Origin of the sequence: Pseudomonas lundensis, from assembly GCF_002269125.1 — a bacterium.
GTDB lineage: Bacteria > Pseudomonadota > Gammaproteobacteria > Pseudomonadales > Pseudomonadaceae > Aquipseudomonas > Aquipseudomonas lundensis_A.
Map to the genome: position 1 here is coordinate 1 of NZ_NQKI01000052.1, position 25,198 is coordinate 25,198.

General features: G+C 56.3%; 24 protein-coding genes and 1 tRNA gene. 11 read left to right on the top strand and 14 right to left on the bottom strand.

Features of this window, described 5'->3' with window-relative positions:
• Positions 1-156: 156 nt before the first annotated feature.
• Complete coding sequence (locus CJF39_RS21335; RefSeq protein WP_016779375.1) at positions 157-1,095, bottom strand: LysR family transcriptional regulator; 939 nt, start codon at positions 1,093-1,095, stop codon at positions 157-159.
• 121 nt (positions 1,096-1,216) lie between these two features.
• Between CJF39_RS21335 and CJF39_RS21340 the strand changes: the two genes are divergently transcribed.
• Positions 1,217-2,143, top strand: a complete 927-nt coding sequence (locus tag CJF39_RS21340) for an alpha/beta hydrolase (protein ID WP_016779374.1) — start codon at positions 1,217-1,219, stop codon at positions 2,141-2,143.
• Positions 2,144-2,552: 409 nt separating this feature from the next.
• Here CJF39_RS21340 and CJF39_RS21345 read toward each other — a convergent pair whose 3' ends face one another.
• Together CJF39_RS21345 and CJF39_RS21350 are read right to left on the bottom strand one after the other, a co-directional pair.
• Positions 2,553-3,926 (bottom strand): YfjI family protein, encoded by a 1,374-nt coding sequence (locus CJF39_RS21345; RefSeq protein WP_170942716.1) that lies wholly within the window; start codon positions 3,924-3,926, stop codon positions 2,553-2,555.
• A gap of 134 nt (positions 3,927-4,060) precedes the next feature.
• Complete coding sequence (locus tag CJF39_RS21350; protein ID WP_047280122.1) at positions 4,061-4,309, bottom strand: helix-turn-helix transcriptional regulator; 249 nt, start codon at positions 4,307-4,309, stop codon at positions 4,061-4,063.
• 517 nt (positions 4,310-4,826) lie between these two features.
• Between CJF39_RS21350 and CJF39_RS21355 the strand changes: the two genes are divergently transcribed.
• The 5 genes from CJF39_RS21355 (at position 4,827) to recX (ending at position 8,421) form a co-directional block, all read left to right on the top strand.
• Positions 4,827-5,549, top strand: coding sequence for a LexA family transcriptional regulator (locus CJF39_RS21355; protein ID WP_094995222.1), 723 nt, complete (start codon positions 4,827-4,829; stop codon positions 5,547-5,549).
• A 268-nt stretch (positions 5,550-5,817) separates the two neighbouring features.
• Positions 5,818-6,132 carry a phage holin family protein gene (locus CJF39_RS21360; protein WP_094995207.1) on the top strand — a complete coding sequence of 105 codons (315 nt, stop codon included), beginning with the start codon at positions 5,818-5,820 and terminating at the stop codon, positions 6,130-6,132.
• Positions 6,133-6,243: 111 nt separating this feature from the next.
• Positions 6,244-6,744: a CinA family protein gene (locus CJF39_RS21365; protein ID WP_094995208.1), complete on the top strand. Its 501-nt coding sequence runs from the start codon at positions 6,244-6,246 to the stop codon at positions 6,742-6,744.
• 83 nt (positions 6,745-6,827) lie between these two features.
• Entirely contained in the window at positions 6,828-7,946 is a 1,119-nt protein-coding gene (gene recA, locus CJF39_RS21370; protein WP_047292548.1) for a recombinase RecA, read from the top strand.
• Between the two features lie 7 nt (positions 7,947-7,953).
• Entirely contained in the window at positions 7,954-8,421 is a 468-nt protein-coding gene (recX, locus tag CJF39_RS21375) for a recombination regulator RecX (RefSeq protein ID WP_094995209.1), read from the top strand.
• A gap of 95 nt (positions 8,422-8,516) precedes the next feature.
• Here the strand turns inward: recX and CJF39_RS21380 are convergent, their stop codons facing one another.
• Complete coding sequence (locus tag CJF39_RS21380; RefSeq protein WP_094995210.1) at positions 8,517-9,617, bottom strand: TIGR00730 family Rossman fold protein; 1,101 nt, start codon at positions 9,615-9,617, stop codon at positions 8,517-8,519.
• Positions 9,618-9,823: 206 nt separating this feature from the next.
• Entirely contained in the window at positions 9,824-10,234 is a 411-nt protein-coding gene (locus CJF39_RS21385) for a PA3611 family quorum-sensing-regulated virulence factor (protein WP_094995211.1), read from the bottom strand.
• A gap of 228 nt (positions 10,235-10,462) precedes the next feature.
• On the opposite strand from CJF39_RS21385, the gene CJF39_RS21390 reads away from it, so the two are divergent.
• From CJF39_RS21390 to CJF39_RS21400, 3 genes are all read left to right on the top strand, one after another.
• Entirely contained in the window at positions 10,463-11,215 is a 753-nt protein-coding gene (locus CJF39_RS21390; RefSeq protein WP_094995223.1) for a tRNA-uridine aminocarboxypropyltransferase, read from the top strand.
• A 295-nt stretch (positions 11,216-11,510) separates the two neighbouring features.
• Positions 11,511-12,161 carry a response regulator transcription factor ErdR gene (gene erdR, locus CJF39_RS21395; RefSeq protein WP_094995212.1) on the top strand — a complete coding sequence of 217 codons (651 nt, stop codon included), beginning with the start codon at positions 11,511-11,513 and terminating at the stop codon, positions 12,159-12,161.
• A gap of 75 nt (positions 12,162-12,236) precedes the next feature.
• Positions 12,237-12,599: a diacylglycerol kinase gene (locus tag CJF39_RS21400; protein ID WP_047274143.1), complete on the top strand. Its 363-nt coding sequence runs from the start codon at positions 12,237-12,239 to the stop codon at positions 12,597-12,599.
• Here CJF39_RS21400 and CJF39_RS21405 read toward each other — a convergent pair.
• A complete protein-coding gene (locus CJF39_RS21405; protein ID WP_094995213.1) occupies positions 12,596-13,522 on the bottom strand; it encodes a LysR family transcriptional regulator in 927 nt (308 codons plus the stop codon). The two genes, CJF39_RS21400 and CJF39_RS21405, sit on opposite strands and share 4 nt — an antisense overlap.
• A gap of 117 nt (positions 13,523-13,639) precedes the next feature.
• Between CJF39_RS21405 and fpr the strand changes: the two genes are divergently transcribed.
• On the top strand, positions 13,640-14,419 hold the full coding sequence (fpr, locus tag CJF39_RS21410; RefSeq protein ID WP_094995214.1) for a ferredoxin-NADP reductase: 780 nt from the start codon (positions 13,640-13,642) through the stop codon (positions 14,417-14,419).
• Between the two features lie 66 nt (positions 14,420-14,485).
• On the opposite strand, the gene tsaA is transcribed toward fpr, so the two are convergent.
• From tsaA to rimO, 5 genes are all read right to left on the bottom strand, one after another.
• Positions 14,486-15,181 (bottom strand): tRNA (N6-threonylcarbamoyladenosine(37)-N6)-methyltransferase TrmO, encoded by a 696-nt coding sequence (gene tsaA / locus CJF39_RS21415; RefSeq protein ID WP_094995215.1) that lies wholly within the window; start codon positions 15,179-15,181, stop codon positions 14,486-14,488.
• Positions 15,182-15,231: 50 nt separating this feature from the next.
• The gene (locus CJF39_RS21420) at positions 15,232-15,693 is read right to left on the bottom strand and encodes a DUF1456 family protein (RefSeq protein WP_094995216.1); all 462 of its coding nucleotides are present in this window, start codon (positions 15,691-15,693) and stop codon (positions 15,232-15,234) included.
• 74 nt (positions 15,694-15,767) lie between these two features.
• Positions 15,768-16,478: an rRNA pseudouridine synthase gene (locus tag CJF39_RS21425; protein WP_047274154.1), complete on the bottom strand. Its 711-nt coding sequence runs from the start codon at positions 16,476-16,478 to the stop codon at positions 15,768-15,770.
• Positions 16,479-16,528: 50 nt separating this feature from the next.
• The gene (locus tag CJF39_RS21430; RefSeq protein ID WP_094995217.1) at positions 16,529-17,014 is read right to left on the bottom strand and encodes a GNAT family N-acetyltransferase; all 486 of its coding nucleotides are present in this window, start codon (positions 17,012-17,014) and stop codon (positions 16,529-16,531) included.
• Between the two features lie 103 nt (positions 17,015-17,117).
• Positions 17,118-18,455 carry a 30S ribosomal protein S12 methylthiotransferase RimO gene (gene rimO, locus CJF39_RS21435; protein ID WP_094995218.1) on the bottom strand — a complete coding sequence of 446 codons (1,338 nt, stop codon included), beginning with the start codon at positions 18,453-18,455 and terminating at the stop codon, positions 17,118-17,120.
• Between the two features lie 290 nt (positions 18,456-18,745).
• Here rimO and CJF39_RS21440 point away from each other — a divergent pair, with 290 nt between their 5' ends.
• Positions 18,746-20,647 (top strand): potassium transporter Kup, encoded by a 1,902-nt coding sequence (locus CJF39_RS21440; protein ID WP_094995219.1) that lies wholly within the window; start codon positions 18,746-18,748, stop codon positions 20,645-20,647.
• A gap of 69 nt (positions 20,648-20,716) precedes the next feature.
• On the opposite strand, the gene CJF39_RS21445 is transcribed toward CJF39_RS21440, so the two are convergent.
• From CJF39_RS21445 to CJF39_RS21455, 3 genes are all read right to left on the bottom strand, one after another.
• On the bottom strand, positions 20,717-21,997 hold the full coding sequence (locus CJF39_RS21445) for a virulence factor family protein (RefSeq protein WP_094995220.1): 1,281 nt from the start codon (positions 21,995-21,997) through the stop codon (positions 20,717-20,719).
• Complete coding sequence (gene mprF, locus CJF39_RS21450) at positions 21,997-24,639, bottom strand: bifunctional lysylphosphatidylglycerol flippase/synthetase MprF (RefSeq protein WP_094995221.1); 2,643 nt, start codon at positions 24,637-24,639, stop codon at positions 21,997-21,999. The genes CJF39_RS21445 and mprF overlap by 1 nt, the downstream gene beginning before the upstream one ends.
• A gap of 260 nt (positions 24,640-24,899) precedes the next feature.
• Positions 24,900-24,976, bottom strand: a tRNA-Met gene (locus CJF39_RS21455).
• Between the last annotated feature and the right edge of the window lie 222 nt (positions 24,977-25,198).

Consider the following 25,198-nt stretch of genomic DNA (forward strand, 5'->3'; position numbering starts at 1 on the left):
CAATTTAATGGCGGGCTAACGCCGGCTCAGGCCGAGAAAAAACTTAACGTCGTGTCCGGGATTAGTTGACCACTACACTGTTGGAAATACAGACGCCATGATTAAGGTCGAGGTGATCTAGGGTGTCTGAGCGTCGGTTCAGCCAGACGGCTTCGCTTAGGGTGCAAACGTAGGAATTGCCGAATCACGCTCCCATGGCGGACAAGGCGACCAAGCCTCCACAAGCTTATCGATGAAGAGACGAATTTTTGGAGAGAGATGTCGCTTGCTAGGGTAAATCACCCGAATAGGCTCTGCGGCCTCTGCATACCCTGCGAGCAATTGAACGAGTTTGCCGCTCCTCAAATCGTCATTTACCACATAGGAAGGAAGAGTCGCGATGCCTAGGCCAGCGACAGCTGACTGGTGCAATGACTCAGCACTGTCCATCTGTAGCCTTCCACCATGAGTAACGGGCACGGAGCTACCATTCACGCGAAAATTCCAAGGAAGCAATCTCCCACCGCTCACGAAATGCAGGCACTGGTGCTCGGACAAATCCTCAGGCGTTTTGGGCTCGGCATGCTCAGCCAGATACTTGGGTGAAGCGCAGGTAATCATTTGTTGATAGGCCACGGTACGCGTGAGCAACCGAGAGTCTTCCTTCGGTGGCCCGATGCGCATGGCCAAATCAAATCCCTCATCGATCAGATCGACCAGCCTGTCGGAAAATGTGATATCGACGCTCAAGGAGGGCCAATCCTTAAGACAGCACTCGATGTGCTGAAGGACATGAAGTCTGCCTAATGCTACCGGCAGGCTCATCCGCAGTCGCCCACTGGGTGTTGAACGACGAAACGCAAGGGCATCCTCCACGTCGTCCAGATCCTGAAGAACGCCCACGCAACGCTCATACAGAACCTGGCCGTCATCCGTCATGCTTAAACTGCGCGTAGTACGATTCAGTAAACGTACCTGTAAACGAGCCTCGAGCCTGACTATCGACTTCCCCACTGCAGAGCGCGTAAGGCCAAGCTGCTTGGCCGCCGCAGTGAAGCTTCCAGCGTTTACCGAGCTTACAAACGCTGCGATATCATTCAGGTTATGGAGTTCCATGGGGCCTCAAGGGTCTCAACGTTCGGGCGGCTTAGCACCTGTTATGGGGAACCCTATTCCCCAATACTAAGCATAGTATCTCAATTAGCTAATCCACTCCCATCGATCAATTGAGGTCATTATGAACACTAAAGTCCAAGCAGCCGTCCAAACCTGGGCCAACAGCCTTAGCGATCTGGTACCCGTTCTTAAGGGAATTGATACCACCACAAAAATGAGCGACATCCGCGACTCTTACGCAAAAATGCTCGCGCAAAATCCAGCGCCAGCTGGCGTTAAATTCGAAGCAGTCAACATGGGCGGCGTCCCCGGCACACTGGTTACCCCGGACGAGATCAAAACTGACGCAGTAGTGATGTATATCCACGGCGGCGCCTACATTGTAGGTCGTCCAGACGGCTACCACGGCATCGGAGGCAATTACGCGAAAATGCTCGGTGCTCGTGTGTACATGCCAGACTATCGTCTTGCTCCTGAGCACAAGTTCCCAGCCTCTGTTGACGACACATTGCGCGCCTACGAATGGCTGCTTGAGCAGAAAATCCCAGCTAACAAAATTGCGTTCTCTGGCGAGTCGGCTGGCGGCGCGATGGTTGTCAGCATCATGGTTGCTGCTAAGTCGAAAGGGCTTCCATTGCCTGCGGTTGGCTCCTCCATCTCACCATGGGCGAACCTTGAACACACCGGTGCTTCCATGAGCAACCGTGAAGGTCTGGATCCTCTGAACTCCAAGCCTGTCCTGGACATCCTCGCCAGAGCATTCCTAGGCGACACATTGGCCAATCATCCTCTGGCCTCACCTGTGTTCGCGGACGTCACCGGTCTTCCACCAATCCTGGTGCAGATCGGCGAGAACGAGCTGATGTTGAGTGATGCAATGCGCCTTGCAACTCACCTGGCTGATAACCGCGTTCGCGTAAACCTGGAAGTATGGCCTGCGATGTTCCACGCCTGGCACTTCTACGCCACCATGCTGCCAGAAGGTCAGCAGGCCATGGAGAGTTCGGTGCGCTTCATTGAAGCAGGCTTGGCCGAGGCTAATCCTTAACGCGTAGATCAGCCGCGACAACTATCCCGGCTGTCGCAGTTAACACATTGACATTAAAGCAAAGGTGCTAACCCAGGATGGGTATGAGCCTGCGCTGACGACGAGGCCCAAAGCTAGAGTTTTTCCGGCGCTCATGTTGAGTCGCCCCTGCTTTAGTTGACGGTCGATGACCGCTATTGGCCGAAGGCGGGCGCTCCTGAGGGTCCGCTTATGGCCGACTCCGGCCTGATTCGGCAGATTCAAAGCGGTCGGCTAGCAGGTACTGGCGGTTGTTTCCAGCGTTCAGGTACGTCAATTTGAGCGCTGAATTACTTCTCCCAACTAGGAAACGGTGCCTACAAAACCTACAGAACTTAGTTTCGTAGGTTTTGTAGGTGGCTTTGATGGTCTTTTGAGTGCACCCGTCGGGTCAAGGCAACGTTTTTCGCCAGACATAGCGTGTCGATGGGCGGCCACCTTTCTCACCGGCAACCTCGTAGCCAACGATGAAGTCGTGTTCAACCAGAATTGCGAGCGCATTATTCACGGCGTCTTGCGAGCCCAATCCCGTCCAATCCTTCTGACGCACCTCTCGGGCAGTAAATGCCTCGGGCAATTTCTGCTGGCGCTCCAGAATCAGTCGCGCAGCGATTAGTGGTGCGTTGATTGCCGCTCCGTACAGCCGCTGGGCGTGGCTCATCAGGTATTTCGCCCAGCTGATGGCGCGTTCAGTGGACTTAGCGCCCACGGCTTCCCGTCCGCCTTCAATCAGCTCAAATAGGAGGGCCAAGCCTGCAATGGTTTTCGGTATTTTCAGGTAATGGGATTGCAATGCGGGGTGAAGATGATCGCTCCGGCTTGCTTGCATGTGGGAGGTATACCAGGCGATAAACTTCTCCTGCGCTTCTGGAGTAAATCTGAGGGCAGAGTGAGGCTCATCAGGTATCTGGTCGAGCTGTTCGATAACCTCCGAGACGCGCTCAGCGGCGATTTTGTTCGGCCAACGGTCGATATAGCGCCACTCTCGAACATCGTCGGGATATACCGCCAGCTGCAGGCGCTGAATCAGGCCGTCATCCAGTTCGCCGCTGACGGCAGCGTTTACGAGGGACGCAATTCGTGAGGGTTGAATTCCACCGATCAACGATAAACAACATGACTTGATATAAATGGTTCCTCGGCCAACACGGTCATAGGTGAATGAGCCGTTGCCGTCGAAACATTCCAAATAAAATGCTCGCGCAACCGAGCCATCTTCGCTCTGCATCGTTGCCAGCCAGCCCCCCAGCTCGTCACGCTCAACTACTAGGCCGTTTGGATTCTCGTTGAGCAGCTCGCCGAGTTTTTCGACCGTTGCGTCGTTGACGATGTAGCGCCGCTGGATTGGGGGCGGGTTCTCGCTTGAGTGACGTTTCAGTTCTTCCTGAGCTGCATTCTCGTCACCACCACTGTAAAGCTTTCTGGCTTTTAACCTGGCTGCATTGCGCTTCATGTCGTAAAACTCGCTAGCGGCCTTGTGCTCGGCTTGAGCTTGGCTGTAGCGTTCTCGCTCTTTGGCATCCAATGCGCGCAATGGAAGCAGGGCTTGTTTGAGTGCAGGCGTTTTCATTGCAGACGGTCGTCCGATGATGACGCCCCACTGGTTTGGAACGACCATCCAGTCATCGTTTTGTTTCGGGTAGATGGTGAATTTGCGCCCGACTACGGTGCTGACTGCCACGATAAGCGCGACCCCAACAAAATCAGGTGGGCACTGGGTACGTTCAGCAACATCCCGCACGTACTCCTGAATAGCAGTAGGCAATAGTTCATCACGCCAGGGTATGACCCTGGACAACCCGCTAGGGAGTGGCTTTGGCGCAATGTTAGGGTTCATGTATGCGGCAAGTGCCGGCGCGGGCATCTCTGCCAAGAAAGATGGTATCTGCTCGTGTGTAGTCATTGCTCTTCTCGCCCGGCGAGATCCAGTGCGACATCATCACGCTCACTGATCTTGCGCTCCAGCCAGGCCTCGACCTCCGCGACGACGAAGTAGACCCCAGCCTGTTTGCTCAGACCAAATTTGATGGGGCGAGGGAAGCTGGGATCGATTTCGCGGAGCTTTTCGAGGCCGGAACGGCTCTTGTCAAAGCAGTGCTGCAGCGAGGTGTGGCTGATTAGGTATTTTTTGGGTGTATGTGTCGGCATGTGTGGGTCTCTGTGTTTAAACAGATACCGATTTAATACCTAAGGAATAGGGCTGTGGCGCGTTTTCAAACCAAAAAAGCGTCGGAAAAGGATCACCCACTTTCGCTCACGTTAAGCACATGCCAAGCCTGAGACGTACAAAAGGCGGGGGCATTTTTGGGGCAAACCACAGGCTAAAAGATGCCTTTCAATGCCAAATGGTTTTCGCTGAAGGCGGGGCTAAATGTAGCTGCAAGCCCTGATACTGCAGGTTCTGCGGCAATTGGAGGTCTTTACTGCTGCACAATCGGTGTGTGAGAGGACAGGTCGGAAGTATTTTTACTCATCAGGGCTTAGGCGGATTCATTTATAGAGAGGAGTGAAAAGCGGGTGCCAGGCACAGCTTTATGGCAATGGGCGCAAGGTTAACATGCCAGCGCCTTGCATCTACAGGCATGCTGGGGTCAGTCCGGCGTGTTGCTATAAAGAGAAGAATTAGGATTTGCCAACCGGGTGCTTGCCCAGCAATATTCCGCGCATGCCTAAACGTACTGTTTCAATCGTCCTTAAAGAGTTGCTCGCGCGGCACCACATCAGTGCCATGGCGTTGCACCGCATCACGGGTGTCCCGCAATCCACGTTGTCCAGAATTTTGAGTGGCAAGATTGCCGAACCGTCTGACCGTCATCTTTCAAAAATAGCCGCTTATTTCAATATCAGCACCGACCGTCTGCGCGGTCGTGAGGACCCTGCGCCTTACGCCGAGCCGCTGCATCCGGAGCTGCGTGATATTTGCCTGTGGGATGACGATACCCCCGTGGCTGACGATGAGGTGTCGATTCCGTTCTTGCGCCAAGTTGAGCTCGCGGCAGGCTCGGGGCGTTTTGCCATCGAGGAAAGTGAGCGGGCCAAATTGCGTTTTGGGAAGCGCAGCCTGCGCCACAATGGCGTGCAGTTCGATCAAGCGAAATGTGTAACGGTTCGCGGCGACAGTATGCTGCCGGTCCTGCGTGACGGCGCAACAGTTGGGGTCAACGCCGGGAAACGTTCAATGGACGATGTCGTGGATGGCGATCTTTATGCAATCAACCACAATGGCGAGCTTCGAGTAAAACAGCTGTACCGCCTGGCATCAGGTCTGCGTTTGCGCAGCTTTAACCGCGACGAGTATCCGGATGAGGATTATCACTATGCCGACCTTGAGGACGAGCAACTGGTGATTCTCGGTCATGTGTTTTGGTGGGGCATGTACGCCCGTTAGACCTGTTTCCCCTCCAAGGCCTACTGTCAATAGGCCTTTTCTATCCTAAGGATATTTCCTGCCCGTCCAGCGATTCGTGCTGACTCAGATAAGTGAAAACAAGAAATATGCATCAGTGCATTGACTGTATATTCATACAGGCATAGTCTTGGTTTCTGGCTGCAGAGGTCGACCTTACGCAAGGATGTGGTGCGAGAGGAGCGTCAAGTGTTCAGCCTAAAAGTCAGACATTGACGCTTTTCGATAAGGACTCAGGAGTGATGAAGCGATGAATGATCCGCAAGTTTTGTTGGATATGCCGGTGTTGCTGGTCATTCTTCTGGCACTGGTAGGCGGTATTTTTGGAGAAATGTGGCGCGCAGACAAAGAAGGCGCCAGCGGTTGGCCGCTGGTGCGCCGCCTGGCGTTGCGCTCTGGAGCTTGCATGGTGTGCGGTGTCTCGACGTTCATGCTGCTTTATTCGGCAGGCATGTCGGTGTGGGCGGCAGGCGCCTTGGGATGTTTGACCGCGTTGGCGGGTGCAGATGCTGCCATCAGCCTGTATCAGCGTTGGGCCGCAAAGCGTTTGGGGGTTGACGGCTAGCCTTGGCGAGCTGTGTGACATTCACTTCCTGAGGTCATGCCCGGCCCGTGGCGAGCCGAATGTGGGTCGTGTAGCTTAGTGGCCCGAGTGAGCGCTTAAAAGGAGGCGATCGTGGACGAATTAACTCAGCTTGCGGCTGAACTTGGGCGTCAGTTGCAGGTTCTTAATGCGCAGGTCACGACGGCCGAATCATGCACCGGTGGTGCAATTGCAGAAGCCATTACCCGTATCGCAGGCAGTTCGGCCTGGTTTGAAGCCGGGTTTGTGACCTATTCCAATCAGCAGAAAACCAGGCAATTGCAAGTGCCCGAGCCATTATTCGGCCAAGTCGGCGCTGTCAGCCGTGAAGTGGTAGAGGCCATGGCACGTGGCGCACAAGCGCAGAGTGGCGCGCGTTTTTCCGTTGCGGTCAGCGGTGTTGCCGGGCCGGGCGGCGGTTCGCCGGACAAACCGGTAGGCACCGTCTGGTTGGCGTGGGGGGTTGGCAGTGAAGTTTCTGCCGAGTGCAGGCACTTCCCGGGAGATCGCGACGACGTCCGCCGACAAACTGTTAAAGCGGCTCTGGAAGGGTTAATACGCCGAACGGTAAGCGAAATAAAAAATCAGGGGTAGGCGATCCTGAAACCCTGTGGAATAATACTGGCTACTTATACAGTTATCGGCCGCCAGGCCTTATTGATTACGAGAGGACTTTAATGGACGACAACAAGAAGAAAGCCTTGGCTGCGGCCTTGGGTCAGATCGAACGTCAATTCGGCAAAGGCGCCGTGATGCTGATGGGCGATCAGGACCGCCAGGCCATTCCGGCTATCTCTACCGGTTCGCTGGGTCTGGACATCGCGCTGGGCATTGGCGGTCTGCCAAAGGGCCGTATTGTTGAGATCTACGGTCCGGAGTCTTCCGGTAAAACGACCTTGACCCTGTCCGTTATCGCACAAGCTCAAAAAGCGGGCGCCACCTGCGCATTCGTCGATGCCGAGCATGCACTGGACCCTGAGTATGCCGCCAAGCTTGGTGTGAACGTTGACGATCTGCTGGTTTCGCAGCCTGATACCGGCGAACAGGCACTGGAAATCACCGACATGCTGGTGCGCTCCAATGCGGTTGACGTGATCATTATCGACTCCGTGGCGGCACTGACACCTAAAGCAGAAATTGAAGGCGACATGGGCGATACCCACGTGGGTCTGCAAGCCCGCTTGATGTCGCAAGCCCTGCGCAAAATTACCGGCAACATCAAAAACGCCAACTGCCTGGTGATCTTCATCAACCAGATCCGTATGAAAATCGGTGTGATGTTTGGTAGCCCGGAAACCACTACCGGTGGTAACGCCCTGAAGTTCTACGCTTCGGTTCGACTGGACATCCGTCGTACCGGTGCGGTGAAAGAAGGCGACGTGGTAGTCGGTAGCGAAACTCGGGTCAAAGTGGTCAAGAACAAAGTGGCGCCACCCTTCCGCCAGGCAGAATTCCAGATTCTGTATGGCAAGGGTATCTACCTCAATGGCGAGATGATCGAGCTGGGCGTATTGCACGGTTTCGTTGAAAAAGCCGGTGCCTGGTACAGCTACCAGGGCAGCAAAATCGGTCAGGGCAAGGCCAACTCGGCCAAGTTCCTCGATGAGAACCCGGACATCAAGGCCACTCTTGAGAAACAACTGCGGGACAAGCTGCTTGGCCCTAAGACTGAAAGCGAACTGGCTGAAATGAAAGTCATGCCAAAAATGAGCAAGGCGGCCAAGCAAGCGGCTGCGGAGCAGGAAGCGGCCGAGATGGAGCTTGAAAACACCGGTTCGGACGACGACAGCAACTGATTGAGCCATGACAGCTGTTCTGGAAGACCTCACCGCCATTCGGCGATCCGCAATGGACCTGCTCGCCCGCCGCGAGCACGGTCGAGTTGAGCTGACGCGCAAGTTGCGTCAGCGCGGCGCTTGTCCTGAGATGATCGACATCGCCCTCGACCGTTTAACGGAAGAGGGGCTGTTGTCAGAGTCGCGTTACCTCGAAAGCTATATCCGCTATCGCGCCCGTTCCGGTTACGGCCCTTTACGTATTCGTGAAGAGCTTAACCAGCGGGGGTTATCGCGTGGGGATGTGGAAGAAGCATTACGTGAGTCTGAAATCAACTGGCAGGAGCAGCTAAAGGATACGTGGCAGCGAAAGTTTTCAGGGTGCATGCCCGAAGACCTCAAGGAGCGCGCTCGTCAGGGGCGTTTCTTGAGCTATCGCGGCTATTCGCTTGAAATGATTAGCCGACTGCTTAGCGGTCGGGAGTGTGATGATTAGCACGCGTCCCCCCCCCTTGCCAGCGACAGATAACAGCTGCTGTCGCTGGCAAAGGCAGTGTTGAGCGGTAAGTCCCCCGGTTCCACTGCATTGCGTTAAATGCAGGTTGTTCCCATCCCTTGGCTACAGTCAGCATTCCGTTGTTCAGCCCAGTTGCGTGACAGGTTTATAAAATCAACCAATTCACGCAGGCGGCCTTGATTGCGGCCACTGAACGCAAAACTTAAACGAGTCAAATGGTTGAAGTCCGGCTCATCGTCAATCTGCTGGTGGAAACCATCGCTCAGGCAAATGTCTGCAAACGCTTGTTGAACTTCATGCAACGCCTCTTCAGTAAGCGGACGTTTCATGCGCACGGCAAATATTTTGTTCAGCCAGCGGGTGGAGTGGAAGTTGTTATAGAACTGATTGATCTCCGCCACGGCTTCTTCAGGGGTGTGAACCAGTCGCATCAGTTTGAGATCGTTGGGCAAGATGTAATGATTGGCTTCGAGATGGTCGCGAACGAAGTCCAGCGCGCTTTGCCAGAAGGTTCCGCCTGGTATGTCCAGCAGCACCACAGGTACAAGCGGCGTCTTTCCCGTTTGAATCAGCGTCAGCACTTCCAGCACTTCATCCAGCGTGCCGAAACCTCCGGGGCACATTACCAGCCCGTCTGCCTCTTTGATGAAGAACAGTTTGCGCGTGAAGAAGAAGTGAAACGCCAGCAGATTGGGCGTGCCGAGAATGGTGGGGTTGGCGCGCTGTTCGAAGGGCAGGGTGATGTTGAAGCCCAGGCTGTGATCAGCGCCTGCGCCTTCATGGGCGGCTGCCATGATGCCAGCACCGCCGCCGGTGATGACCATGAAGTCTGATCGGGCAAGCGTGGCCCCTACTTCTCGGGCTAATGCATACAGCGGATCTTCAATGGGGGTTCGCGCAGAACCAAAGACTGTCACTTTGCGTCGGCCCCGGAACTGCTCCAGTACCCGGAAAGTCTTTTCCAGTTCGCGTATGGCTTGCAGTGTGATTTTGGCATTCCAGCGATCAAGGTCGTCGTGTGCCATGCGCAACACGGTCATCAGCATTTCGCGATAGAGCGCGCGGTTTGGGCTCTCAGGGGCTATCAACTGCAGTTGAGCGTCTACTTGCGCCGCAATTTCAAGGCTCAAGTGCTCAGATTCGAAAGGCAGGGGCTCATGGGATTGATCAGGCATGTACGACTCCTTCAGCACAACATCCTTTGGGCGCTGCGAATGAGACAGCGCAGACACACAGTGTCAAAAGTGATGGCCTGATGATGGTCTTGCACCGCTGAGGCTGGCAACCGCTAATTACTTGAAGCGCATGAAGAATCGTTAAAAACGCAGGGAGTGATCACGCCGTATCGGAGTACGGCGTGCGGGGATACAGTGCTAAACCGTTATTTCTTGCGCTGACAGTTGTCGGCGCCGATGTCCTGAACCAACACGGGCTTGTTGGTTTTATATTCCCTGATGTTGAAACGCATGATTGCCCCCTTGGCCATCAGCTTGCGGAAGCCTGGATTGCTGCAAACACTGCGGCCCAGTTGGGGGATGGCCGCTTCAGGTGCGGAGCGCATCTGGGCTGCGAGGTTCGGACTTGCTTCAAGGTTGTTGATCAGTACCTTGCCTTCAACGGTGAAACCTTTGTCCAGCAAGTCGGCGTTGATCGCCCGTGGTTTGCCTTCGTTATTTTTTTCGGCAACTTTGAGCAGGTTTTTGTTCAGGTTGAATTCTGCAAGAGAGGCCGCTTGTGCGCCTAAAGGCAGTGCGAGCAATAGAGCAACGGTCGGAATGATATAGCGCAGCATGAAACTCTCCTGATTCAGTGACGCAGGCTTTGACCCGCCACAGGTCTATGCGTTCAGTGGCGCGGGAGTATAGGTCAGCCTGCGCTGTCAGGAAATGCCTCACGTCATGGGCGGCTCCGTCAGGGCATGGCCTCTGTTAGACTGCGCGCCTTTGTTCAGCGAATCGGTTCCTGCGCTCACCCGAGGCGACGGACGATCTGCCCCCCCTAAGTAAAAAACATGACCCTGATGACTTTTTCCCCGAATGCAGTCGCCCGTTTACGAGACGAGCGAGAAGAGGAAAGCACCAAACCCTACTTGTCACGCGGCTCTCGCGCGCCCCGTTGCCCTACCTGCCGCGTGATCGCGAGTCATTGCTTGTGCCGTTGGCGACCGCAGGTCAGCACGCGGGCGGGCGTGTGCCTGATCATGACCAAAAAGGAAGTGTTCAAGCCGAGTAATACCGGGTGGTTGATTGCGGATGTGGTGAGCGATAACTATGCCTTCATTTGGTCGCGCACTGACACCGATCCAGGCTTGCTGGCATTACTGTCCGACCCGCAATGGCAACCTTATCTGGTGTTTCCTGGGGAATATGTAGAGCCTGAACGCGTGACCCACAGCGTTAAACTCGACACTGCCAAGCGTCCGTTGTTTATCCTGCTGGATGCTACCTGGACGGAAGCGCGCAAGATCTTTCGCAAAAGCCCTTACTTTGATCGGTTGCCGATCCTGAGCCTGTTGCCCGAACGTTTGTCGCGCTATCGGCTGCGCCGCTCTACCCGCAGCGAGCATTTATGCACCGCCGAAGTCGCGAGTCTGTGCCTTGATCTGGCCGGCGACACCCAGGCCTCCACTGCGCTTGACGCTTACTTCGATGTGTTCAGTCAGCACTATCTCGATGCCCGCAATCAGTTGCCGATCAACGAAAGCAGCGCAGCGCATCGTGAGCTGGACGTTTTCTGTAAAAGACCTTCGTCAGAATCGCTCTCAATAGACTAAAGAAGTAGCGCTACAATTTTCGGCAATGACAGGGTGTGTCAAAGAGTCGCGGCCTTGTAGGTGTGCTGAATGTCTGACAGGGCTCAAAGACGACATCGGTTTTATCCTTGACCCTCTTGCATTCGCTGGGCATGCTTGGCGCCGATTCGGGCGCTGTTGCTGTTCAAACCCTTATATTTCGCGACGTTTAGCGTAAAACGCGCCCTTTGACGCACTGTGTTGACACTGTTGCTCAAGTTGCCTTAGCGGATACTGGAATGACTCAGTACTCGCCTGAAACGGGATCATTTAAAAAATGGCCACATACGAAATCCTGATTGCCGACGACCATCCCTTGTTCCGCAGCGCCTTGCATCAGGCGGTGACATTGGGGCTGGGACCGGATGTTCGTCTGGTAGAGGTCGCCAGTATTGCCGAGCTGGAAAAACAGCTGGCCATCAAGGCGGATTGGGATCTGGTGCTACTCGATTTGAACATGCCGGGTGCCTACGGGTTTTCCGGGTTGGTACTGTTGCGCGGGCAATACCCGCAAATCCCTGTGGTCATGGTTTCTGCCCAGGAAGATGCGTCGGTGATGGTGCGCTCCCGAGAGTTCGGTGCCAGCGGATTTATTCCGAAGTCCAGCTCTCTGGAACAGATTCAACAAGCCGTGCGCGTGGTGCTGGATGGCGATGTGTCGTGGCCGCCCCAGGCATTTGAAGAGGTTCAAGTGTCTGCTGAAGCCAAAGCGGCCAGCGAAGGGTTAGCCAGTTTGACGCCGCAGCAGTTTCGAGTGCTGACCATGGTCTGTGAAGGTTTGTTGAACAAGCAGATTGCTTATGAGCTGAGCGTGTCGGAAGCGACCATCAAGGCTCACGTGACGGCGATTTTTCGCAAACTGGGGGTACGAACTCGCACCCAGGCGGCGTTGCTTTTGCAACAACTGGAGTCAATTTCGAGCCATTAATCGGCCGCTCTTCACGCTTTTTTGACGATGCGTGATCTAGCGTCCTTTTCTCATTTCTTACGCAGTTACTTATCTATGTCGCCTTTTAAAGGGAAAACCGGTTTTAAACGGATTTTGAACGCTGGCGGCTATTCGCTGGACGGCCTGCGTGCGGCCTTTACCGGCGAAGCAGCGTTTCGTCAGTTGGTGTTGCTCAACGTGGTGCTGATCCCATTGACGTTTTTCCTGAGTGTCAGTCGGGTAGAGCGCGCGTTATTAATTGCGGTTTGCTTGTTGGCCCTGATTGTTGAGTTGATTAACTCGGCCATCGAAGCGGCGATCGACCGTATCTCCCTCGACTTGCACCCGCTGTCGAAAAACGCCAAAGACATGGGCAGCGCCGCGCAGTTTGTGGTGCTGACCCTGATTGCAGTGGTGTGGGCGGTGATCCTGCTTTAAGCAATATTAGGCAGTACGATCTCGTCGCTGCGGTGTACGCCGGCGGTGAATGCGCGGCACAGGTCCAAAAACTCGCGCATGGCAGAGGTCTGGTACTTCTTTTTATGCCAGATGAAGTAAAACTGCCGCGCAAGGTCCAGTTCGGGGGTTTCAACCGCAACCAAACTGCCACGTCGAAAGGCGTCGCGCAGGGCCAGGCGGGAGATGCAACCAATGCCTAGCCCCGATTCGACGGCGCGCTTGATCGCTTCGGTGTGCTCCAGCTCAAGGCGAATGTTGAGCGCACTTTGGTGATGGCGCATCGCCTGATCGAAGGTGAGGCGCGTGCCGGACCCTTGCTCACGCAGGATCCATGCTTCGCGGGTCAGCTCCTGCAGGGTGGCATGACCCCGGGTAGCCAACGGATGCTGCGGTGCACAAAACACCACCAGTTCATCTTCCACCCAGCTCTGTACTTCGATGTCCGGATGGCTACAGTCGCCTTCAATTAGACCCAGATCAATTTCATAGTGGGTTACTTGCTGCACGATATGCGCCGTGTTTTGTACGATCAGTTTCACTTGGCTCTCGGGATGGGCCTGCATGAAGCTGCCGATCAGCAACGTGGCCAAATAGTTACCAATGGTCAGGGTTGCGCCCACAGTCAGTGAGCCAAAACCGGATTTGCCGTTGAGCAAGTCTTCGATTTCTTTGGCCTGATCCAGCAGCGCGACCGCTTGGGGCAGCAACTGGCGCCCCAATGCGTTGAGGCTCAAGCGCTTGCCGGCGCGGTCGAACAGTTGGCAACTGGTCTGGCGCTCCAGTTCGGTAATCGAGGTACTGGCAGCCGATTGTGAAAGGGCCAACAAGCCAGCAGCGCGCGACACGCTCTCTTGTTGGGCTACTGTGACGAACACTTGGAGTTGTCTGAGAGTAAATCGCATATCGATATAACCGATAACCCTTATCTTGATAATTCAGTTAACAGATATTGTCCTCGCCATTAGAATGCTATGCAATCGCGCCCATAATCAGCGCAGGCGAAATTAGGAGCCCCGTAGATGAGCAACATGAACCACGAACGTGTCCTCAGTGTTCACCACTGGAACGACACCCTGTTCAGCTTTAAGTGCACCCGCGACCCGGGCCTGCGCTTTGAGAACGGTCAGTTCGTGATGATCGGCCTGATGCAACCCAACGGCCGTCCGCTGATGCGCGCCTATTCGATCGCCAGCCCCAATTGGGAAGAGCATCTGGAATTCTTCAGCATCAAGGTGCCGGATGGCCCGCTGACCTCCCAGTTGCAGCACTTGAAGGAAGGCGATGAGATCATCATCAGCAAAAAGCCTACCGGGACGCTGGTGCTGGACGATTTGAAGCCGGGCAAGCATCTTTACCTGCTGAGCACCGGCACCGGCCTTGCGCCCTTCATGAGTGTGATTCAAGACCCGGAAACCTACGAGCGTTTTGAAAAGGTCATTCTGTGCCACGGTGTGCGCTATGTGAACGAAGTCGCTTACCGCGAATTCATCACCGAGCACTTGCCACAGAACGAGTTTTTCGGTGAGGCAGTACGCGAAAAGTTGATCTACTACCCGACGGTTACTCGCGAGTCGTTTGAAAACCAGGGCCGTCTGACTGACCTGATGCGCAGTGGCAAACTGTTCAGTGACATCGGCCTGCCGCCAATCAATCCGCAGGACGACCGCGCCATGCTGTGCGGCAGCCCAAGCATGCTGGACGAAACCAGTGAAGTGCTGAACAGCTTCGGCCTGACAGTCTCGCCGCGCATGCGCGAGCCGGGTGATTACCTGATCGAGCGTGCCTTCGTCGAGAAGTAACCCGTTTCGTTCAACAAAAAGCCCGCGGGGTCCAAAAGACTGCGCGGGCTTTTTGCTGTCTGGCGCTTAACCGGCGGCAATGACCTCTAGCACACAGATTTTGCCGGGCTCGGGATAGTGCCAGCGCACATCCAGGTCCCAAAACTGTGCACCGTATTCACGTTGCGCTGTTGGCGTCTGGTAAGCCGGACGCGGGTCTTGGGCCAGGCACTGTTCAATCAGTTCCACCAGCGGTTCCTGAAGACGTAGACCATGGGTATGCGCCTGCTGCAGCGCGGTGTCGGTCCAGATCACAGGAATCAGCACCGGCGCAGCACTGGCCATGCAGTTACTGGCGCTGGCGATGATGTCTGCGTATGGGACATAGGGTTTGATATCGAGAATCGGTGTGCCATCAAGCAGGTCGATGCCCGAGATATGCAGCCGGTCAGCCTCGACCTTGTCCAGCTTGACCACGGACTGGCCAATACCATTCGGACGATGCGTAGCGCGGGTCGCGAAGACCCCCATCGAGGTGTTGCCCCCCAGGCGCGGCGGGCGCACCTTGAGTCGTGGCTTATCCTCCAGGGCCTGATGGAACACGAACAGTAACCAGACGTGGCTGACCTGTTCGAGACCTTGTACAGCCTCACCCTGATTGAACGGGGCGACCAGTTCCAGTACGCCACGGGCAGCAGGCGCCAGTTGTGGCTGGCGCGGGATGGCGAATTTCTCCTTGAAGCAGGAGCGCACATAGCCGATGGGGGAAACGCTGTAGGTCATGAAGTTGAAACCCTGGGCAACGGTGACATGGGCTGTTTACACGTCAGTGTTTAGCCGCGCACACGCAAGGTCAGGCCCTTGAGGAAGTTGCGCAGCAACTGATCGCCACAGGTGCGGTAATTGGTGTGACCAAACTTGCGGAACAGCGCGCTCAGTTCTGGTTTGGACACCGGGAAACCGGCTGACTTCAAGATAGCGTGCATGTCGTCTTCTTTCAGTTCGAAGGCCACGCGCAGCTTTTTCAAAATCGTGTTGTTGGTCACGGGCAGTTCCACCGGTACTGGCGGGCGGCTTTCATCCTTACCGCGCTTGAAGATCACCAGTCCATCCAGAAAATGCGCCATGACGCTGTCCGGGCAACGCACAAAACCTTCTTCTTCGTCTTTCTTCAGGTAAGTCAGCACGTCTTCTTTGGTGACGTCCAGACCACCCAACTTGATGATGTCGACCACCTTGTTGTCGCTGATGTCGAGCATGTAGCGCACGCTGCGCAGTACGTCGTTATGAATCATGTGGGCAATCCTGATATTCAGCAGTGAGCACCGCAGGCGTGCTGCGGTGTCGAAATGTGGGGCTTTAGCAGTATTTAAAACTTTTCTTTGGCTGTCATGTAGCGCCATTGCCCGACGGGCAGCTTGCCCATGGACACTCCACCAATACGGATGCGCCGCATTGAAATCACGGTCAGGCCCACGGCCTGGCAAAACAGGGCGATCACCCCCGGCTGCGGGTTTTTCATCGCAAAGCGCAGGCGGTTTTCACTTTGCCAGCTGGCTTTGACGGCAGGCAGCTCGCGACCCTTGTAGGTCATGCCATGGTTGAGACGATTCAAGCCATGAGGCGCCATTTCACCCGAGACTTCGACCACGTATTCCTGCTCGATCTTGCTCGCGTCGGCAGTCAGTTTGCGGACGATTTTCCAGTCCTGAGTGAACACCAGAAGACCACTGGCATTGGCCTGTAGCTCATTGCCAACGCTCAGGCGCAGGAAGTGCCCCTTGAGCGGGCGCTTGCCATACCGGTGTTCTTCGCTCAGTGAGTCCGGGCCAATCAGGGCCATGGCACTGTCAGTGTCGAGACCGGCGGGGGCATTCAGCAGGATGGTTACGGGCTCCGGCGCGGTCGCCTTGGCTTGCGGATCCAGCTCGACTTTTTGGTTGTCGACTTTGAACTGCGGTTCGTCGATGACTTCGCCATCTACCGTGACCCAGCCACCTTCAATGAACAGTTCGGCCTCACGGCGGGAGCAGCCGACGAGTTCGATGAGGCGTTTGGAGAGACGTATCGGTTCAGACATGACAAGGGCCGTAATGTAATTGGGCGACTATTGTACCCGCCTCGGGCCGGTTAAGCCCGGCAACATTTGTTCTGGGTCCGGGTTGCGCGCTTATATCGCAGGTGCAGCAGTGGATAAGGTTCGCCCAGACCGTCCGTTTCACTGCGGCCGATGATTTCAAAGCCTTGATTCAGGTAAAAACCGAGGGCCTGCGGATTTTGCTCATTCACGTCGAGTTCGGACGCGTTCAGTTCATTGATGGCATACATCAACAGGCTTTTTCCCACGCCGAGCCCCCGATAATCCGGGTGAATAAACAGCATTTCGACTTTGCGTGCAGCTACCCCGGCAAACCCCGCAATGCGTTTATGCACTGGGTCGCGGCAGCAAATGAGCATCACCGCATCCAGGTAACGATGCTCCACCAGTTCTCTGAGTTCTTGAATGTAGCTGCGGGGCAAAAAGTCATGGGTAGCGCGAACGGATGCTTCCCATACAGTGGCAAGTTCGTTGAAATCTTTAAGCCCCGGTGTTTGAACGACCCAAGTCGGCTTCATTCTGCGCGTGTCTCCCATCCATGATGAAGTTGATCACTAAACAATAGTCGTAAAAAAAGCCCTGACGCGAGCGCGGCAGGGCTTTTTGAGGGCTGATTGCGTGTTACAGCGCTTCAGCCCACAAGTCATATTCGTCCGCATCCGTGACGCGGCACATGATCTTGTCACCCGGCTTGATGTCTTTTTCGGTGGCAATAAACACATTGCCGTCGATTTCCGGTGCATCGAAGAAGCAGCGGCCAACCGAGCCTTGCTCATCCACTTCGTCGATCAGGACTTCAATGTCCTTGCCGATTTTCATCTGCAGGCGTGCAGCGCTAATGGCTTGCTGGTGCGCCATGAAACGATCCCATCGATCCTGCTTGATCTCGTCCGGCACGACGTCCAGGTCCAGATCATTGGCCGGTGCGCCTTCTACCGGCGAGTACTGGAAGCAACCTACGCGGTCCAGTTGTGCTTCAGTCAGCCAGTTCAGCAAGTACTGGAAGTCTTCTTCGGTCTCGCCTGGGAAGCCGACAATAAAGGTAGAGCGGATAATGAGGTCCGGGCAGATTTCGCGCCAGTTCTTGATGCGTGCCAGGGTCTTGTCTTCGAACGCCGGGCGCTTCATCGACTTGAGCACTTTAGGGCTGGCGTGCTGAAACGGAATGTCCAGATACGGCAGGATTTTGCCCGCCGCCATTAAAGGAATCAGCTCGTCCACGTGCGGGTACGGGTAGACGTAGTGCAAGCGCACCCAGACACCCAGCGTGCTCAAGGCCTCGCACAGCTCGGTCATGCGGGTTTTGACGGGAGCGCCATTCCAGAAGCCGGTGCGGTATTTAACGTCCACGCCGTATGCGCTGGTGTCTTGGGAGATGACCAGCAACTCTTTAACCCCGGACTTGACCAGGCGCTGAGCTTCGTCCAGTACGTCGCCGACCGGACGGCTGACCAGTTTGCCGCGCATCGAGGGAATGATGCAGAAGCTGCAGCTATGGTTGCAGCCTTCGGAAATCTTCAGGTACGCATAATGACGCGGGGTCAGCTTGATGCCTTGTGGCGGCACCAGATCGATCAGCGGGTTGTGATCCTGACGCGGTGGCACGACTTCGTGCACGGCGTTGACCACTTGCTCGTACTGTTGAGGGCCCGTTACGGCCAGCACGCTTGGGTGCACGTTACGGATGTTGCCTTCTTCGACGCCCATGCAGCCGGTCACGATGACCTTGCCGTTTTCCTTGATGGCTTCGCCGATGACTTCCAGCGATTCAGCCTTCGCGCTATCGATGAAGCCGCAGGTGTTGACCACCACGACGTCGGCGTCTTGGTAAGTTGAAACGACATCGTAGCCTTCCATACGCAGCTGCGTCAGGATGCGCTCGGAGTCGACCAGCGCTTTCGGGCAACCCAGAGAGACGAAGCCAACCTTGGGGTTGGCTGGCGTGGTAACGGTGGACATGGCGAACCTCGGTATGTAGTGACGTTACATGCCCGTAAAGGCTGCACGACGAACGGACGCTTGATGCGCCTCTAGTGAAAAAAGTGCGCAATTTTAGCTATGGTCTACGCAGTTGACCAGCGTTATACGGGGATTTACGACGAGTGCTGCGCTATGCTGCGCGCCGTTGCGAAAGTAGGGTTTTTAACCTGCGATTTTTCGTAGATAACAGTCAGACAATCAGCGCATGCTGCCGATCAAGCGTAGCGCTCGCCATTAAGAAACGTAGACCAGAGTTGTAGGAGTGGTTGATGGGGCAGGCAAGTAGTCAGGCGGCAGAAGGCGGGCACTCAGCTGCCCGGCCGATTGGGATGCTGGTTGCGGCAGTCGGGGTGGTGTACGGCGACATCGGTACCAGCCCGTTGTATACCCTCAAAGAGGTGTTTTCTGGTGCTTACGGGGTTCAAGTCAACCACGACGGCGTATTCGGAATTATGGCGCTGATCCTCTGGTCGCTGATCTGGGTGGTGTCGATCAAGTACGTGCTGTTCATTTTGCGCGCCGACAACCAGGGTGAGGGCGGCATCATGGCCCTGACAGCACTGGCGCGTCGGGCCGCATCGCCCTATCCGAAACTGCGCACGATGCTGGTGATCCTTGGGCTGATCGGTGCGTCGCTGTTTTACGGCGACAGCATGATCACCCCGGCCATTTCCGTATTGTCGGCGGTCGAGGGCCTTGAATTGGCATTTGACGGGCTGGAGCACTGGGTGGTGCCGCTGGCCTTGATTGTGCTGGTGTTACTGTTTTTGATTCAGCGCCATGGCACGGCCAGTATCGGCAAGCTGTTTGGTCCGGTGATGGTGGTGTGGTTTGTGGTGCTGGGCGGGCTGGGCATCCACGGAATCGCGCAACACCCTGAAGTGCTCCACGCGCTTAACCCGATATGGGGCGTGCGTTTCTTTGTGTCGCACCCGGGCATGGGCGTGGCCATTCTGGGCGCGGTGGTACTGGCCTTGACCGGTGCCGAAGCGCTGTATGCCGACATGGGGCACTTCGGGCGCAAGCCGATTGCCCGGGCCTGGTTCATTCTGGTGTTGCCCGCGCTGGCGCTGAACTACTTCGGTCAGGGAGCGCTACTGCTGGAAAATCCGGAAGCTGCGCGTAACCCGTTTTATCTGCTGGCCCCGAGTTGGGCGCTGATTCCTTTGGTGGTGCTGTCCACGCTGGCCACGGTGATTGCGTCGCAAGCGGTGATTTCCGGGGCGTTCTCCCTGACTCGGCAGGCCATTCAGTTGGGTTACATCCCGCGCATGCATATCCAGCACACGTCGAGTGACGAACAGGGCCAAATTTACATTGGTGCCGTGAACTGGTCGTTGATGGTCGGTGTGATTCTGCTGGTGCTGGGCTTTGAGTCCTCGGGCGCGCTGGCGTCAGCTTATGGCGTGGCGGTGACCGGTACCATGTTGATTACCAGCATTCTGGTATCGGCAGTGATGCTGTTGTTGTGGAAGTGGCCGCCGGTCCTCACAGTGCCGATTTTGGTGGGTTTTCTGTTGGTGGACGGTCTGTTTTTCGCTGCCAACGTTCCAAAAATCGTACAGGGCGGGGCCTTTCCGGTGCTGGCAGGTATCGTATTGTTCGTGCTCATGACCACGTGGCGGCGCGGCAAACAATTGCTGGTGGACCGGCTGGACGAAAACGCGTTGCCGTTGCCGTTGTTCATCAGCAGCATTCGCGTGCAGCCGCCGCACCGCGTGCAAGGCACGGCGGTGTTCCTGACTGCACGGCCGGACGCCGTGCCCCACGCGCTACTGCACAACCTGCTGCATAACCAGGTATTGCATGAGCAAGTGGTGCTGTTGACGGTGGTCAACGAAGACTCGCCGCGAGTGCCAGCAGAACGGCGTTTTGAAGTGGACGCGTATGGCGATGGTTTTTTTCGGGTGATCCTGCATTTTGGTTTCATGGACGAGCCCGATGTGCCGCAAGCATTGAAGCTGTGTCATCTCGATGAGCTGGATTTCAGCCCGATGCGCACCACTTACTTCCTCAGTCGCGAGACCGTTATTCCCTCCAAACTGGTGGGCATGGCGCGCTGGCGCGAAGGGTTGTTTGCGTTCATGTTGAAAAACGCCAACGGAAATCTGAGGTTTTTCAAGCTGCCGGTTAACCGGGTGATCGAACTGGGCACCCAGGTCGAGATCTAGCCTGACAAAAAAAGCCCGACCTCGTAAGCGGTCGGGCTTTTTTGTGTGCGGCTGTCGGCGTTATTAACGTTATTGCGCGGCGGTCTGATGTTTCTTGATCAGGTTCACCAGGCGTTGGGCCAGGGCCGGGTAGTTTTCATCAAAGTGATGCCCGCCGGGCAGCTTCAGGCCTTCGCCCACGGTCGTTTTGGCCGTACAGCCGCTTTCGTCTACTTCCTCTTCGCCATAGATGCACACCACTTTGGCCGCGGGCAGTTTGGCCATCTCCGGGCCGGTATCGGCTTCTGCGCCTGCTTTACCTAGCCAGCCATCGACATGGATTTCGAAACTGCCGCTGCGCGCGAAAGCCAGCAACATAATGGCATCGACACGATTCTGCTCGGCTTGCGGTAAACGGTTGTAAGTGGCGGGCAGTACGTCAGCGCCGAAGGAGTAGCCGACCAATACAAAGCGTTGTGTGCCCCATTTCTGACGATAGTGCTGCATCAGTTCTGTCAGATCGGTGGCGCTTTGCTCCGGAGTTTTGTGCTGCCAGTAGTAGCGCAGCATGTCGATGCCCACCACCGGGTAACCGATTTTGGCCATTTCGCCCGCCACGTCGCGGTCCAGGTCACGCCAACCGCCGTCACCGGACAGAAACAGGGTCACGGTGTTGTTTTGTTGACCTGCAGGCACCTCAACCACGGGCATGTTCAGGCCGCCATTTTGGTTGCCGACGAGAAGCTTGCGCAGTTCGTTGCTCAATACCTGCGGGAAGTGGATGTCGTAATCGCTGATGCTGGTCTGGGCGTTCGGTTGATCGCGTACAAACGCAGCGCTCGGGTCATCGGGATTATCGTTCCAGGCGACCAGCCAGTTGCCATGGGCCGCTGAGGTGGGTAATGGCTGAGGGCATCCCGGCTGCTCCAATTTGAAGTCCACTGACACCGCCCGGGCATTGTCACTGGTTTGCCCGGCCAACCAACGCCACGCCAGGCTGGCACCGGGACCAATGCCGCTGACCAGCGTGGCAGGCCCTTTGAGTTGGCTCAGCGCGCGTTGCAGGGCTTGCTGTTGAAGTGTGCAGTCATCCTTGGGCAGGATCACCTGAACCAGCTGTGCGGCACCACCACGGCTCAATGCCAGCAGTTGTTTGTCATTCAGTGCTTCGTCAGCGGGCGTGGCGATAACGACGTGCGCCCTGGCCTTTTCGCCCGGCATGACGTTCGTCAGTGTGGATCCATCCGTTTGACTGACGTGCTCGATTGTCGGTTCAGACGCAGGGCGGTTCCACCACGCATAACCGCTTGCAGCCAGTGCTACAACGACCACTAGAGTTACCAGCAAAAACCGCCAGGAACGATGTTTCATTAACGTTTCACCAATCCAGTCAAGCCGCCCGCAATCAGGGCGGCGGTATCAGCCAGTGCCACCAGCGGATCAAGCCCGGCAGGCACGGCCATATATCGAGGTTCCCAGTCGGGCTGGAATTTGTCTTTAAAGCGGCGCAATCCCTGGAAGTTGTACAGGTGCTCGCCGCGCTGAAACAGCATTGAACCCAGGCGTTGGGTCAAGGGCGCGCCGCGACGGGGCTGCAGGCCGGACAACGGCACCATGCCCAGGCTGAAGCGGGCGTATCCGTGCTTTTTGTAGTGCTGAATCAGGCCGACCATCATGAATTCCATGGTCAGCTTCGGTGCGTCCGGGTGCGCGCGCATCAGGTCAAGGCTCGACAGCTCATGGCTGTGGGTTTCGAGCAGGTTGGCGAAGGCCACCGGTTTGCCTTCGAAACGAATGATCGCCACCCGAAAGTGGCGGATGTAGTCCTCGCTGAAACGCCCCAGCGAGAAGCCTTTCTCACGCACATTTTTGCCGGTGAGCCAAGCATCAGAAATCACCTTCAACTCGGCCATTGGCGCCTCTCCTGGCTCGTGGATCTCCAGTGACAGCCCGTCGCGGGTGCCGCGGTTCCAGGTGTAGCGCAGGTCCTTCATCTCTTTGCCTTTAGCCTCGAGATCGAAGCGATGCAGGTCGACCCGGGCTTCTTCGCCGAGCTTGATCGCCGTCAGGCCGATGTCCATGTAGAAGGGCAGGTTTTCAGCGCGCACCTGATAAAACACCGGTCGGGCGTGGAAGGTGTCGCACAGGTCGCGGAACTGCCAGATCAACTCGGCGCGTTGCTGATTGGGACCGATAGGGTCATACAGGGCAACAAGGCTGCGACCGCGTCGGGCATACATCAGGAAAGCATTGTTGTCCGGGTGGAACAGCAGCGCTTTATCGCCGGTCAGGGCCAGGCCGCCGTCTGGCTGGTCGGAGGCGAGGAGGATTTTCTCTGCGCGTTCCAGCTCGCTGGCATCCGGCAGGTGGATCACCGGCCGGGCCGTGCGCAACAACCAGGTCAGCGACACAATGACCAGCACCACAGCGGCGCCCAACAGCGAGCGCAACCCGCGAGGCGCATCGGCGTCCAGCGTGAACTGCCACCACAGTTGATGGCTATAGGGCACGTCTTGATAAGCAAACAGCAGCAACCAGATCGAAGCCGCCAATACGCAGACGCTGGCGACCAGATAAAGCGGTGAGAAGGGCAATTCGGTCAAACGGCTCGGGCGGTAGAACGAGCGGCGAAACAGGGCCAGCAAACTGGCAGTCAGGGTCAGGATGCAGGCTTCTTCCCAGTCGAAGCCTTTAAGCAGTGACAGCACGGCACCGACCAGCAGCAAAATGGTGGTCAGCATCCAGGCCGCCGACAGGCGTCGGCGCAGGCCCTGAGCCAGCAATAAACAAAGCACGCCAATCAGGCTGGCACCAAAGTGCGAGGCGTCAATCAGGCGATGGGGAATCAGAAAACCGATATGCTCCAGACGCGTGTCGATTTCAGGTGTGGCGCCAGAGAAGAGCAGCACCACGCCGGACATAAACACCAGAATCGCCAGAATGGGTGCTGCAAGTCCAGAGGCTACACGCAGGCTTTGACGGGTCTGGATCAGGCGTTGGGCTTCATTGATCAACAGCAGCAAGCAGGCGATCAACAGCGGCAAAATCACATAGATCATGCGATACAGCAGCAAGGCCGCCGCCAGTGGGGCAGCACCGAGTTGATTGGCAAAGGCAGCGAGCAGAATCGCTTCGAATACGCCGACACCGCCCGGCACGTGGCTGAGCACGCCTGCCGCGAGGGCCAGCAGGTAAACCAGCAGGAAGGCGCCGAAGGGCGGTGCTTCGGGCAATAACAGATAAAGCACCGTGGCGGCGGCAGCTACGTCCAGTGCGGTGATCACCAGTTGAAGCAGCGTCAGGCGCGGGCTGGGCAGGCGCAGGGTGCGTCGGCCGGCTTTGACCAGCAGATTGTCCGGGATTGGTTGCTCGGGCAGGCGCCGGCGATAAATACCCAGCGCCAGCAAGCCGAACAACGCCAGCACTGCTGCGGCAATCGCCCCTAGCACAGAGGCAGGAAGGTGCAAGGCGGCAGAGGCGGCGGGCAAGTTGCTCAATGTTGCCAACGCTGCCAGCGGCGGCAACGCGCACCCCAGTGACAAGCTGGCGAACAGTGTCATGTGCGCGACTTCTGAAGCGCCCACGCCTTCGCGGGCATATAAACGGTAGCGAACCGATCCGCCGGAGAGTAGCGACAGCCCGATGGCATTGCCGATTGCAAAGGCCGTGAACCCGCCCAGCGCCAAGGTCTTGGGTGGCAGTTTGACACCTGCGTAGCGGCTGGCTGACCACTCGTACCCCAGCAGGATAAAAAAGCCGACGGCTGTCGCGGTCACGGCGCCAAACAGGGCGGGTTTGGGGACTTCCAGAATCGAGTCGTGCAATGCGTTCAGGTCAAGCTCACTGAGCAAGTGTCGACACGCGATCAGGGCGATTGCGAATAACAGCAGGGTGAGCGCAAGTCCAATGGGCTGGCGGTATTTGCTCAGCAAATCCAGCCAGCGCAAACGTGCCGCAGCAATGGGCTGGGCTGCAGTAACGGAGTCTTTTGGGAGTGGCGAGTTATCGAGCATCAATCACCTCGTGGATCGTGCGCGACAGGATGGATGCATCGACTCAAGTTACCAATCCTTTTGGTTAAAATATTTTGAAATACTTTCAGCCGTTTGCCTGAGGTTCAGGTTGAGAGGTTGAAAAGAGGAGGAGTTGTTGGTGCCGAGTATAGGCGGCCGAACTTTCAGAAATATGTCGTTTCATGTCAATGAACGTCTGTTGATCACTTTTTGAGCGCACACAAAAAAGGCCACTCTTTCAAGTGGCCTTCTTCGATGTTTGGTTGCGGGAGCCGGATTTGAACCGACGACCTTCGGGTTATGAGCCCGACGAGCTACCAGACTGCTCCATCCCGCGTCTGTGTGGGCGCATTCTACAGAGGAACTCAAATGTGTCAACGCCTAATTGACTCGGCGGTCGAAATAGCCGGGTTTGCGTGAAAAAAGGGGTAAAAACATACGCGCACAAAAAAGGCCACTTTTCCAAGTGGCCTTCTTCGATATTTGGTTGCGGGAGCCGGATTTGAACCGACGACCTTCGGGTTATGAGCCCGACGAGCTACCAGACTGCTCCATCCCG

What these genes read in the sequence shown, in the direction of transcription:
- CJF39_RS21335 (WP_016779375.1), bottom strand. Translation starts at nt 1,095, where the DNA reads ATGGAACTCCATAACCTGAATGATATCGCAGCGTTTGTAAGCTCGGTA.
- CJF39_RS21340 (WP_016779374.1), top strand. Translation starts at nt 1,217, where the DNA reads ATGAACACTAAAGTCCAAGCAGCCGTCCAAACCTGGGCCAACAGCCTT.
- CJF39_RS21350 (WP_047280122.1), bottom strand. Translation starts at nt 4,309, where the DNA reads ATGCCGACACATACACCCAAAAAATACCTAATCAGCCACACCTCGCTG.
- CJF39_RS21355 (WP_094995222.1), top strand. Translation starts at nt 4,827, where the DNA reads ATGCCTAAACGTACTGTTTCAATCGTCCTTAAAGAGTTGCTCGCGCGG.
- CJF39_RS21360 (WP_094995207.1), top strand. Translation starts at nt 5,818, where the DNA reads ATGAATGATCCGCAAGTTTTGTTGGATATGCCGGTGTTGCTGGTCATT.
- recA (WP_047292548.1), top strand. Translation starts at nt 6,828, where the DNA reads ATGGACGACAACAAGAAGAAAGCCTTGGCTGCGGCCTTGGGTCAGATC.
- recX (WP_094995209.1), top strand. Translation starts at nt 7,954, where the DNA reads ATGACAGCTGTTCTGGAAGACCTCACCGCCATTCGGCGATCCGCAATG.
- CJF39_RS21380 (WP_094995210.1), bottom strand. Translation starts at nt 9,617, where the DNA reads ATGCCTGATCAATCCCATGAGCCCCTGCCTTTCGAATCTGAGCACTTG.
- CJF39_RS21385 (WP_094995211.1), bottom strand. Translation starts at nt 10,234, where the DNA reads ATGCTGCGCTATATCATTCCGACCGTTGCTCTATTGCTCGCACTGCCT.
- CJF39_RS21390 (WP_094995223.1), top strand. Translation starts at nt 10,463, where the DNA reads ATGACTTTTTCCCCGAATGCAGTCGCCCGTTTACGAGACGAGCGAGAA.
- erdR (WP_094995212.1), top strand. Translation starts at nt 11,511, where the DNA reads ATGGCCACATACGAAATCCTGATTGCCGACGACCATCCCTTGTTCCGC.
- CJF39_RS21400 (WP_047274143.1), top strand. Translation starts at nt 12,237, where the DNA reads ATGTCGCCTTTTAAAGGGAAAACCGGTTTTAAACGGATTTTGAACGCT.
- CJF39_RS21405 (WP_094995213.1), bottom strand. Translation starts at nt 13,522, where the DNA reads ATGCGATTTACTCTCAGACAACTCCAAGTGTTCGTCACAGTAGCCCAA.
- fpr (WP_094995214.1), top strand. Translation starts at nt 13,640, where the DNA reads ATGAGCAACATGAACCACGAACGTGTCCTCAGTGTTCACCACTGGAAC.
- tsaA (WP_094995215.1), bottom strand. Translation starts at nt 15,181, where the DNA reads ATGACCTACAGCGTTTCCCCCATCGGCTATGTGCGCTCCTGCTTCAAG.
- CJF39_RS21420 (WP_094995216.1), bottom strand. Translation starts at nt 15,693, where the DNA reads ATGATTCATAACGACGTACTGCGCAGCGTGCGCTACATGCTCGACATC.
- CJF39_RS21425 (WP_047274154.1), bottom strand. Translation starts at nt 16,478, where the DNA reads ATGTCTGAACCGATACGTCTCTCCAAACGCCTCATCGAACTCGTCGGC.
- CJF39_RS21430 (WP_094995217.1), bottom strand. Translation starts at nt 17,014, where the DNA reads ATGAAGCCGACTTGGGTCGTTCAAACACCGGGGCTTAAAGATTTCAAC.
- rimO (WP_094995218.1), bottom strand. Translation starts at nt 18,455, where the DNA reads ATGTCCACCGTTACCACGCCAGCCAACCCCAAGGTTGGCTTCGTCTCT.
- CJF39_RS21440 (WP_094995219.1), top strand. Translation starts at nt 18,746, where the DNA reads ATGGGGCAGGCAAGTAGTCAGGCGGCAGAAGGCGGGCACTCAGCTGCC.
- CJF39_RS21445 (WP_094995220.1), bottom strand. Translation starts at nt 21,997, where the DNA reads ATGAAACATCGTTCCTGGCGGTTTTTGCTGGTAACTCTAGTGGTCGTT.
- mprF (WP_094995221.1), bottom strand. Translation starts at nt 24,639, where the DNA reads ATGCTCGATAACTCGCCACTCCCAAAAGACTCCGTTACTGCAGCCCAG.